Origin of the sequence: Ornithinibacillus bavariensis (assembly GCF_050433565.1) — a bacterium.
Classification (GTDB): domain Bacteria; phylum Bacillota; class Bacilli; order Bacillales; family Amphibacillaceae; genus Ornithinibacillus; species Ornithinibacillus bavariensis.
In genome coordinates this window covers 702,917-714,264 of sequence record NZ_JBNPWZ010000001.1, presented here as the reverse complement: position 1 = coordinate 714,264, position 11,348 = coordinate 702,917, and the positions used below count along the sequence as shown (strand labels likewise).

Genomic DNA, 11,348 nt, shown 5'->3' with positions numbered 1-11,348 from the left:
ATTGGATTTATTATAACATGTCTTAATGTTTTTTACGATGATCAGTTTAAATAGGTTTCAAGTAATTTTTTGATTTATTTTCTTTAAATGCAAAAAAGAAGATAGTCACTTACATGACCATCTTCTAACACATTACAATCTAATAATTCTTATTTTCTTAATTTGGTAGCCATCATTTTCTTCTACGATAAATTGGTAGCCATCCTGTTCAACAGCTGTTCCCTTTTTAGCTTCCACATTGTGATTTATTATCCAACCAGCAATTGTATCCACTTCTTCTTCATCTAGATTAATGCCAAGGTATTCATTTAGTTCATATAGTAATAATTTTCCATCAACTAAAATAGTCCCATCTTCCATTTCCTCAATCATCGGTGTCTCATGAGCATCAAACTCGTCTCGTATCTCTCCAACAATCTCTTCGAGGATATCTTCAACGGTAATTAACCCTGCTGTTCCACCATATTCATCCACCACAATAGCCATATGAATACGGTCCTTTTGCATTCGAAGTAGTACTTGTTTAATTGGTGTTGATTCTGACACATGAAGAATTGGTCTAATATGAGATTCAATGGATTCCTTTTCACTTGTTATGTGACCTGTAAATAATTCCTTAATATTAACTAGACCAATAATATGATCTTTATCACCATCAGCTACAGGGTACCTAGTATATTGTCCTTCACGAATTACATTAATATTTGTTTCATAACTATCTTCTTTAAAAAAGCAAACCATTTCTGTACGTGGAACCATAATCTCTCGAGCTACTCTCTCGTCGAATTCAAAAATATTATTCACATACATCATTTCTGCTTTATTAATTTCGCCATTTTTATAGCTCTCAGAGAGAATTAGTCGAAGCTCTTCCTCTGAATGTGCATTGTCATTTTCTTGTACTACCTTAATGCCAAAAATACGGACAATAAATTTCACTATACCATTCAAAAGAAATGAAATTGGATACAAAATAACACGAAGAAATAACAATGGCTTTGCCAGATTTAATGCCATTACTTCTGCTTTCTGAGTAGCTATATATTTCGGCACCAATTCACCAATAACTACTCGTAATACTAGAATAATGAAAAAGGCAATTAGAAATGATAATACACTAGTAGTAGCATTCGTCCATTCCAATTTTGTAAAAACAGTCTGGAAGGCCGTCTCAATAGAGCTCTTCCCTAACCAACCAAGTCCCAATGCTGTTATTGTAATACCTATTTGACATGCATTTATAAACGTATCAAGATTGTCATCAATCTTTTTCAAACTAACCGCTTTCGTATTACCTTCTTCAATTAATTGGTCAATTCGGCTAGAACGGACCTTAACAATAGCGAATTCGGTTGCTACAAAGAATGCGGTTAAGAGAATCAATGCAGCAACCCAAAGTAAGTTAACTATATCCAATTAGGAAGAGGATGCTCCTATAGATCTTCTCTCAATAAAGAGCAACTGGATCTACCTCTAGTGGAACAACCTCACTTCACCTCCTGATTTTTTAGAAACTAAATTATTTAATATTCCGTCCATATTGTAGATGATTCACTCCATAGGAAAACAGAACCATCTATTTTAATACTTATTACATTTTTGATTGCCTTCCCATCAGAATCACCTACCTCCCTATTATGATTATATTCTATCTCATAAAATCAGTCTACAAAATTTTTTGAATCATAAATATCAAAGAAGATGAGTCATAAATGCTTACATCCCTACTAAAAATCCATTTTTAAATAACATTAGAAAAGACAGCTATTCTTACGAAATAGCTGTCTTTATTTTCAAATGTGATTATTTTACAACACGTCTAACGTGTCCACTGAAATGATTTTTCCAATAACCAGAAGTCATATCTGCAACGGCTAAGCCAGTTGAGTTTTGAGCACCGATGAATTTACCATTTCCAACATAAATTCCAACATGTCCATTCGTTTTGTACGTATTGAAAAATACTAAATCACCAGGTCTTATATCGCTATAAGAAACTTTTGTTCCTGAATTTTGCATTGCTGCTGTACTAGATGGCAAGGAAATTCCAGCCTGTCTATATGCCCAAGATACAAAACCAGAACAATCAAATCCACCTGGTCCTTTTCCTGCCCATACATATGGAGTCCCTAAATGAGGGTATCCTGCATTGATTGCAATTTGAGCAGCGTTACTACCAGCTTTTGTTACACTTGCTCCACTACTTAACTGAGTAAGTGAACTGGATCCTGATGACTTCGAGCTACTAGAACTAGTGGAAGCTACAGGATTAGAAGCTGCACGATTTGCTGCTAGTTGACGGTTAACTTCACTTTCAATAGAAGCTAATGAGCTTTCTTCAATCTTTAAATCAGAGATTTTAGCCTGTAAGGTGTCTTGTTTTTGTTTTAATTCTTTTTTCTTCGCATCATTTTCTTCTTTTTGTACAAGAATAGTTTCTTGCATGCCTTTTAATTCAGTTTGTAATTCGGATAGTTCATCAAGCTTTGCAGTTACCGTTTGTTTATCTTCTTCAAGCTGATTTACTAAATCAGCATCAGATGAAGTAATTTTATTAACAGCAGTTACTCGACTAATGAAATCAGTAAAGCTATTTGAACCAAAGATTACATCAAGGAAACCAATATTCCCGCCACTTTTTTGGTAATTCATCATTCTATTACTTAAAATATCATATCGCTTATTTATCTCATCTTGAAGATCAGCGATCTCTTTCTTTTTTGTATCGATATCTTTGTTTGTATCATCTATCATTTTTTGATTCGCTTTTAAAGCCTGTTCAACTTGTTTAATTTCTTCGTTTAATTCTTTTAAATCCATTAAAACATCTGCTATTTGTCCTTCTGCTTCTGATAGTTTTGCTTTAATAGATGAACGTTCATTTTGAATCTGTGCTTGCTTATTTTGTAAATTATTAATTGTTTCTGCATGTGCTGTACCGATAGCAAAATGGCTTGAAATACCTACTACTGCTACTGTAGCTATTGTTACGAAAGACTTCTTCACGTTTCTTTTCCCCGCTTTCCAGACTTTCTACGAATCTACTAATTTATTTTATTTTCTATGTAACTTTATTAAATCTATTAATCAATTAAGTAAAAGTATAGCATCCATAGGTTTCACAATTATTATTGTTGTGTTACAAAAGTATTTCAATATATAGTACCAACTACTAATATTTACTACAACTTTAGCCCTAGAATAATAGGGAGAACATAAAAAAGGACAGCCCCTTCTAGTAGAACTGTCCCTATTTCTAGTTATTTAGACACTACCGAGGTACCACCAAATATACCTCAACAAAAGTCCTGTACAGACCACACAAAAATAGACCATGTACCTTTAATAAGCTTACATGGTCCTTTCCATTAAAAGAAAATTATATAAATAATGATCACTAATACAATGCGATAAATTGCGAACGGTACTAGTTTTATACGATCAATCAGCTTTAAGAAAAATTTAATGGAAATTAGTGCAAAGATAAATGCACTAATAAATCCAGCAATAAAAAATGGTAATGCATCGATAGAAAAATATTCCCAGTTTTTAATAAGAGATAGGAGACTAGCACCTGCCATGATCGGTACAGCCATGATAAATGTAAAATCAGCTGCTGCCCGGTGGCTCATTCCCATTAATACTCCCCCTGAAATAGTTGCACCAGAACGGGAGAAGCCTGGCCATAAGGAGAAACATTGGATAAGACCTACACTCAATGCCTGGCGATAAGTAATTTGATCAACCGTTTTAGCGGCTGGATCCTTTTGGGCATAGCGGTCAGCCACAATCATAAGGACCGCTCCAAGAAGTAAACCTATTAGTACAGTCTCTGTAGAAAACAAATGCTCGTCAATGAAATCCTCAAACAGAAATCCAAAAACACCTGCTGGAATAAGTCCCACAATTACTTGTGATAGCTTTAGTCTTTGTTGTGGTGAATCTACATGTTTTTTCCCTATCCGATTAAGTCCCAGCAAATCAACAAATCGCTTCCAAAATACTACTACTACAGCCAGAATCGATCCAAGCTGAATTACAACTTTAAATGTATTTGCGGTATATTTCCCTAGAAACTCCTGTGATTTTAACCACATATCATCCACAATAATCATATGTCCAGTTGAGGATACAGGCGCAAACTCTGTTAATCCCTCAACCAATCCTAATATAACTGCTTTTATAATTTCAAAAATATCCATTTGTCTTCCCCAATCTATTTACGAATTCTTTTCCTAATAAACAATATTCCTAGAATAATGATTACTATTCCAATCAGAAAATAGGTGATCGATGAATACATATCCATAAACGAAAGTATATGTTCCCAATTTTCCCCTAATGCCACGCCAACCATAATGAGAATTACATTCCAAATTAATGTACCTATTAATGTAAACAATAGGAAAAGTGTAAAATTCATATTGGCCATTCCAGCAGGGATAGAAATCAAACTACGTACTAGTGGGATCATTCTACAAAATAAAACCGTCCAATACCCGTAATTGTCAAACCAGTGATCAGCCTTTCGAATATCTTCTTTTTTAATTCGGATAATATGTCCCCACCGATCAACAATTGTTTCTAATCGTTCTACATCAATTAGTAGACCAATTCCATATAGGATGATAGCGCCAAGTACCGAACCACTTGTTGAAGTAATAATTACTCCCATTGCAGTTAAATCTGATTTTGTTGTTAAAAAACCTCCGAAAGGTAACACAATTTCTGAAGGTATCGGTGGAAATACATTTTCTACTAGCATCATGAAAAATATCCCCGTATAACCATACTGTTCCATTATATTCGTTATCCATTCTTGCATAGTTGCCCTCCAACGGAAACCAGTTAAGTTCATGGCTCCAACAGTTTGTCTATATAAATATAATCGACAATTGATCAAAATATGCACATTTAACTATATATGAAAAAAGAAGAACTCGTCCACTACTAAATAAAAAAATTCACCAGTCGTTAATCAAACTGGTGGTACAGACTACTTTTATTCTTCAATTCTGCATAAAGGACTATCTACTGGCAAATTCTTAAGATTTTAATTGAGCCATCTGCTTCCCAATAATCTTTAAATCACCCAAAATAGAATCGAGTAAATCAGGACCAACAAGAAATTTCAAACCATAAATATATTCCTTAAATCGTTGTTTCTTCCATACTAATTGACCTTGAATCGTATAGTTCCGATTATTTAATAAGAAATGAACGGTTACCTTAATTTCTTGGGGACTATTAACAGGAAGGGGTATAGATGTAACTATTTTCATCCCTTTCAAGCTCAGGTCTAACATTTTAGCCTTACAATCAGATAATGTCATTCTCTTTCCATTAATTTCATCAACCTGAAAAATAATCGGTAAAGGCTCACCAAACTCAAAACGAAAGGCTTCATCACGTTTGAACCGCATCAATAATCCCTCATTTCTTATCGTTTAACCCTATACTAATAGGAATCCTCCAATAGAGCAATAATGATCGACAGCACTCCTACCTTTGCATGTAGTGAAGACGAATAGGTTAGTAAACTAAATTTCTAGCTCACACCTATTTTTTAATTATCATCTATGTTAATCCTTATTTTTCTTAGCCTTTTCTACTTTTTCCCTACCAGAATCTAAATTATCAACAAGTTTCTCTGCAAGTCGTCGGTAGAAATTACTCATATTAACGAGAGAAGCAATAAGTAATAGCTGTTCTAAATAGCCCTCATCTTTATCTTGTAAATGTCCAATTTCTTCCGACACTTCCTGTGAACATTCTCCAACATCCTCATAAAATCTGTCTACATTTCGCTCAGACAGCTTTAAATAACTTTTATATATTGTCTCAACCGGAAAACTTTCTTCCATGATTTTTTGATTTAATGTACCTAAGGTTATTTTAATATCGTTGATTGAGAGCGCACCTTTTAGCTGATAGATTAAACCAATCAGCATAATATGCTCTTTCGAATACTTCTTATTTTCAATAGGAAAAAATAATTTACCTTTTGCATAATTATTTATCATTGTTTTGGTTAATACTTTGTCATCCTCATTTCGCTTTGTTTTCTCTAGCTTACTCTCAAAAATTTGAATGACTTGATCCATATATAAATCAATATTAGGTAATTCATCAATTAATAATTGATTATCTAGGTGCAAGTTCTCCACTATAGTCTTAATATCTTCCATGGTTTACCTCGTTTATTTTTTATCCTTATTATAATGAAGACAACCTTGAAAGTAAATGTTGACTACTTGATAAAACACATGTATTATTTAATGTAGTTATCAAAACTACATGGAGGGGTTTAATTAACATGAACACATATATTCGCGAACCAATCAATGGCTTTACTCATTTATTCGGAGCTCTTATATCATTTGCTGGGTTATTGGCACTAGTAATAAAGGCATCTATTGATTCTGGATCACCACTTGCTATTACTGCGGTAACCATATTTGGAATTAGCCTTATCTTACTTTACTCTGCATCTGCAACCTACCATATGGTAGTTGCTAAGGATCATATCATCGCCTTCCTGCGAAAAATAGATCATTCCATGATATTCATTCTAATTGCTGGTACTTATACTCCTATATGCCTAATAAGCTTAGGTGGTACAACAGGTTGGATTCTATTTATAGTGATTAATACACTTGCCCTATTTGGAGTTTTATATAAATTAATATGGTTTCAAGCTCCTCGATGGCTTTCTACTGCACTCTATGTTGCAATGGGATGGATTATAATTTTCTTTAGTCCTTCATTATCAAAGGTTTTATCAACAGAAGGTATGCTTCTTTTACTATTAGGTGGTATAACATATACTGTAGGAGCCTTCATTTATTGGTTGAAGCCAAAATTTTTAGAATTTAAACATATGGGATTTCATGAAATATTCCATCTGTTTATTTTAGGCGGTAGCTTCTTTCATTTCTTTTGTATCTTCTACTATGTTTTATAAACATGATATGAAGACTTTCACATCTATACAAAAAAGGCGAGTAGCGTTTGAATTGCTACTCGTCTTTTGCTTTATCCAATGTTCCTTAATTGTTTATATTGCTTTGGAGTTATACCATTATATTTCCGAAACAAGGCAGTATAATAGCTTTGATTGCAAAAAGCAAATAAGATTGCAATATCAAGTAACGATGAATTCGTATGTTCTAGAAAATATTTAGATTCCTCAATTTTCTTTCGATTAATATATTCTATTAAGGGAAAGCCAACTATTTTTCGGAATAAAGTAGATAAGTAATTTGCACTCACATTTGCTGCATCAGCAATTTCTTGTAGCTGAATAGGCTGTAAAATATGATCGTGAATATAATGAACTGCTTTGTCCACGATTTCATTTTGATATGGATCCGTTTGGTAATCTCGAATCGCTTTTATAAAGGTTGTTACCATTTCATATTCAAGCTCTTGCAATAGCATAGGATCATCACGTTTCTCTATCTCTCGTATATAGATATCACTTAAATCAAATGCATATTCTGGGGTAACTCCTGCTTTTATTGTTGCCCTCGTGAATAATGTACAAGAACAAATCAATGAATTTTTTAATGATCTTAGTGGGTAATGGGAAAGCCTTGCTTTTTCTAAATTATTTATTTTTGACAACACTTCCTTAGCCTTTTCTTCGTTTGCTTGTTTAATCCAATGCAGTAATTCCTGTTCTAATTGATAAGAAGGATGAGCAAAAAGTGTTTCTTCATTTTCTTTTCTCGTATTCAAAAATTGTTTAATTACATCCTGCTGAATTGTTGATAGTTTTCTCAATCCTATCCCTCCTCAACATATGTATATTTTAATAAAAATCTTAAAATTCTAATATAATTATAGTATGTAAGCCTTTACAATTCAAGATAGCACACGCTTTACCAAACGATAAGGGGGAAATAGAATGAAAAAGGGTAAGCTTGGATATTTATGTTTTGTTATCTTATCTATAGTAATCTTAGTAGCTTGTTCTAATGATAAAGCATCGAATACCGAACAAAAGGGTAACAAAAATAACTCAACAACTGGAGAAAAAGTAACGATTAAGGTCGGGATTCAGAATGATAATACACCTGCAACACAAGCACTAATTGATGCGTTTAATGAGAGTCAAGATAAATTCGTTGTCGAGTGGGACCCACTTACAAATGACTCCGCCCAAATGCATGACCAACTTTTAAATTCATTAAATAGTGGTTCTAGTGAATATGATGTTCTCTCACTTGACGTAGTATGGGCAGGTGAATTTGCTGGAGCGGGATTTTTAGAACCAATTGATGTTTTTATGAAAGAGGCTGGATTCAGTAAAGACCAATTTAATACTGGTTCAATGGCATCGGGAAATTATACAGGGAAGCAATATACTCTTCCTTTTTTTCCTGACTTGGGACTATTATATTTCCGTAGTGACATTGTAAGTGAAGAGGATGCGATAAAATTAGAAAGTGGTGACTACACATACGAGGACCTGTATGCCATGGCCGAAAAATATACAGGTGAGAAAGGTACAAAATATGGATTCCTTTATCAGTCGAAACAATATGAAGGCTTAACAGTTAACGTGACTGAGTTTACCAATTCCTACAACAATGTTCAAACAGGTTTAGAATCCATGTATAAATTTACGAATGCAGATTTTTCACCAAGTGATTTATTAAACTATACGGAAGCTGAAACACATACAAATTTTGAACAAGGAAATGCAGTATTTGCACGTAACTGGCCATATCAATTCGGACGAATTAAAGGACAAGAAGACGGTGTTACTATTTCATTAGATCAGGTTGGAATTGCCCCTCTTCCAAATGGTGGAGCAGTAGGTGGTTGGTTACTTGGAATTAATAAGAACTCCGAAAATATCGATGGTGCATGGGCGTTTATAGAGTTTGCAGCAGGCAAAACCGGACAAAAAATAATGGCTACTGAAGGTGGGTATTTACCCGGATTCAATACTCTACTTGAGGATGAAGCGGTTATAGCTGGAAATGAATTACTTTCTTATCCAGGATTCCAGAATGCTTTAGCCAATACACTTGCACGCCCAGTATCACCTGACTATAACGCTGTGTCCGATACGATTCAAGTAGAATCCCATAAATATTTAAGCTCAGGAGAAGGACTTGATACAATTTCTTCGGCTATTGAACAGTCCGCAAAGACTGAGTAAATAACGGTTTGCAATAAAATAGGTTGAAACTCCTTATGAGCAAATTTCATAAGGAGTTTCCATTTTATCATAAGGCAAGTCATATGAAGCGTTGCGAGGTGAAAACAATGAGGCAAAAGCTAGGCTTTAGTGGTTGGTTGTACCTATTACCAACGTTAATTCTTATCGGTATCTTTTCCTTGTGGCCAGTCGTTCAATCAATTACGTATACTTTGTTCGATTATAAGCTAAATGATCAACAAAAGGCTGGACTTTATTTGCAAGAGAGATTTAACACCGATTTATTTCAAGAAACTGTCCTTTATATCGACCTATTTTTATCCGAGGACTTAACTAATATCACCGATTCAAAAGACAAGGAAAAAGTAGAAACTGTACTACAAAATCTCAATAGAGTTGCATCGTCCTATACAGACAATAAGGGTATTATTGAAATTTCTAAGGAAGAACGATTAGAAATTAATCAGCTGTATGAAAATACGAAAGCTTTAATAGAACATTTAACGAAGAATTATTCCTTAACACATACGGATAGTCTTCCCTTACTTGTCGAGGATATTGAAAAAAGCATGATACCATCCAACTTTATCGGATTAAAAGCTTATAAGGAAGCTCTAGGTGATAAGCGAATTCACATCGCATTAGGAAATACTTTTCTATTTACTTTAGTATCGGTAGCAATTGAATTGATACTCGGGCTAGGGCTAGCACTCATCCTAAATAAAGCTATAGTTGGGCAAGGACTAGTAAGAACGACCTCCCTTATTCCATGGGCAATCCCTACAGCAGTTGCAGCGTTAATGTGGTGTTATTTATATGATGGAACTAGTGGAATCGTCGCACATTTTTTTGAGAACCTCGGCCTTATTAGTCAATCGCAAAATCTTCTATTAAGTCAAGGTGGAGCTATGGTGTCGACGATATTAGCAGATGTATGGAAAACAACGCCATACATGGCACTTCTCTTATTAGCAGGCTTACAAAATATTCCTTCTACTTTATATGAAGCAGCATCCATCGATGGGTCATCCAAATTCAAAAGCTTTTTTACAGTAACCCTACCGCTACTGAAGTCTTCTATTCTGGTAGCTTTACTCTTTCGAACACTTGATGCGTTTCGTGTATTTGATTTAATTTTTGTCCTCACTGGTGGAGGACCAGGGGGAGCTACTGAGACCCTATCCATTTATGCCTATAAAACCATGTTTGGACAGACTAATTTTGGATATGGATCTGTTGTGGTCATGATAATGTTTGTTTGCGTTGCTATTATCGCTATTATATTTGTCCGACTACTCGGTAAGAATCTACTAGATCGTAATTAAGGGGGGAGCACATGAAGAATAATAAACGTAAATTATTATTTGCTTTTGGCATTGTTGTCATCGGTTACTTATTTATTATGGTTTTTCCTTTTATTTGGATATTTATTACATCCTTTAAAACTAGCGGTGAAATTTTCGGTACCGGAGCTTTTAATGTATTTCCCGAGAACCCCACCCTGAAAAACTATGTAACCATTCTCTTTGAAAAAGGGATATTACGAGCAATTTTAAATAGTTTTATCGTTGCTACTTCAACAACTATATACGTTATTATTGTCGCATCTCTATGTGCCTATGCAATTTCACGCTTTCATTTTAGAGGAAAAAGCATTTTATTAGGCTTGGTTTTAGCAGTTTCCATGTTTCCACAGATGATTATAACTGGTCCTATTTATAATTTATTCTATGATTTGGATTGGCTAAATAGCTATTTTGTTATTCTTCCGTACTCCACAATTACGTTACCAATGGCGGTATGGATTTTAGTTACACATTTTAATCAAATCCCACTAGCACTTGAAGAATCTGCAAAAATAGATGGGGCATCAAGAGTACAAACACTAACAAAGATTGTGTTTCCGTTGGCAGCTCCTGGGGTCTTTACAACCGCTATTATTACCTTTATCGCTGCCTGGAATGAATTTCTGTTAACCATAACATTAAATACCGAATCAAATTTTCACACTGTTCCAGTTGCTATATCCTTTTTACGTGATCAATTTTCAATCCTGTGGGGAGAGGTTGCAGCTGCTACAACTATTGTTACGATTCCAACATTAATAATCGTCTTGTTTTTCCAAAGACAGATTGTTTCAGGACTTACCTCTGGTGGAGTTAAGGAATAAAAAAAT

General features: G+C 34.3%; 11 protein-coding genes. 4 read left to right on the top strand and 7 right to left on the bottom strand.

The genetic code is table 11. The annotated features are described in order from the left end of the window. Positions 1–132 precede the first annotated feature (132 nt). The 6 genes from HNR27_RS03350 to HNR27_RS03325 form a co-directional block, all read right to left on the bottom strand. Positions 133–1,416 (bottom strand): hemolysin family protein, encoded by a 1,284-nt coding sequence (locus HNR27_RS03350; protein WP_429338750.1) that lies wholly within the window; start codon positions 1,414–1,416, stop codon positions 133–135. A gap of 387 nt (positions 1,417–1,803) precedes the next feature. Further along, the gene (locus HNR27_RS03345) at positions 1,804–3,006 is read right to left on the bottom strand and encodes a C40 family peptidase (protein WP_429338749.1); all 1,203 of its coding nucleotides are present in this window, start codon (positions 3,004–3,006) and stop codon (positions 1,804–1,806) included. Between the two features lie 362 nt (positions 3,007–3,368). Beyond that, on the bottom strand, positions 3,369–4,202 hold the full coding sequence (locus HNR27_RS03340; protein ID WP_429338748.1) for an undecaprenyl-diphosphate phosphatase: 834 nt from the start codon (positions 4,200–4,202) through the stop codon (positions 3,369–3,371). Between the two features lie 14 nt (positions 4,203–4,216). Continuing rightward, the gene (locus tag HNR27_RS03335) at positions 4,217–4,825 is read right to left on the bottom strand and encodes a DedA family protein (protein ID WP_429338747.1); all 609 of its coding nucleotides are present in this window, start codon (positions 4,823–4,825) and stop codon (positions 4,217–4,219) included. 220 nt (positions 4,826–5,045) lie between these two features. Further along, positions 5,046–5,423: a PilZ domain-containing protein gene (locus HNR27_RS03330; RefSeq protein WP_429338746.1), complete on the bottom strand. Its 378-nt coding sequence runs from the start codon at positions 5,421–5,423 to the stop codon at positions 5,046–5,048. Between the two features lie 159 nt (positions 5,424–5,582). Further along, positions 5,583–6,188 carry a DUF1836 domain-containing protein gene (locus tag HNR27_RS03325; RefSeq protein WP_429338745.1) on the bottom strand — a complete coding sequence of 202 codons (606 nt, stop codon included), beginning with the start codon at positions 6,186–6,188 and terminating at the stop codon, positions 5,583–5,585. Positions 6,189–6,316: 128 nt separating this feature from the next. Here HNR27_RS03325 and trhA point away from each other — a divergent pair, with 128 nt between their 5' ends. Next, complete coding sequence (trhA, locus tag HNR27_RS03320) at positions 6,317–6,964, top strand: PAQR family membrane homeostasis protein TrhA (protein ID WP_429338744.1); 648 nt, start codon at positions 6,317–6,319, stop codon at positions 6,962–6,964. A 71-nt stretch (positions 6,965–7,035) separates the two neighbouring features. Here trhA and HNR27_RS03315 read toward each other — a convergent pair whose 3' ends face one another. Next, the gene (locus HNR27_RS03315) at positions 7,036–7,785 is read right to left on the bottom strand and encodes an AraC family transcriptional regulator (protein ID WP_429338743.1); all 750 of its coding nucleotides are present in this window, start codon (positions 7,783–7,785) and stop codon (positions 7,036–7,038) included. A 124-nt stretch (positions 7,786–7,909) separates the two neighbouring features. On the opposite strand from HNR27_RS03315, the gene HNR27_RS03310 reads away from it, so the two are divergent. From HNR27_RS03310 to HNR27_RS03300, 3 genes are all read left to right on the top strand, one after another. Beyond that, a complete protein-coding gene (locus tag HNR27_RS03310; RefSeq protein ID WP_429338742.1) occupies positions 7,910–9,172 on the top strand; it encodes an extracellular solute-binding protein in 1,263 nt (420 codons plus the stop codon). Between the two features lie 107 nt (positions 9,173–9,279). After that, the gene (locus tag HNR27_RS03305) at positions 9,280–10,497 is read left to right on the top strand and encodes a carbohydrate ABC transporter permease (RefSeq protein WP_429338838.1); all 1,218 of its coding nucleotides are present in this window, start codon (positions 9,280–9,282) and stop codon (positions 10,495–10,497) included. Between the two features lie 11 nt (positions 10,498–10,508). Further along, on the top strand, positions 10,509–11,342 hold the full coding sequence (locus HNR27_RS03300; RefSeq protein WP_429338741.1) for a carbohydrate ABC transporter permease: 834 nt from the start codon (positions 10,509–10,511) through the stop codon (positions 11,340–11,342). Positions 11,343–11,348: the final 6 nt, after the last annotated feature.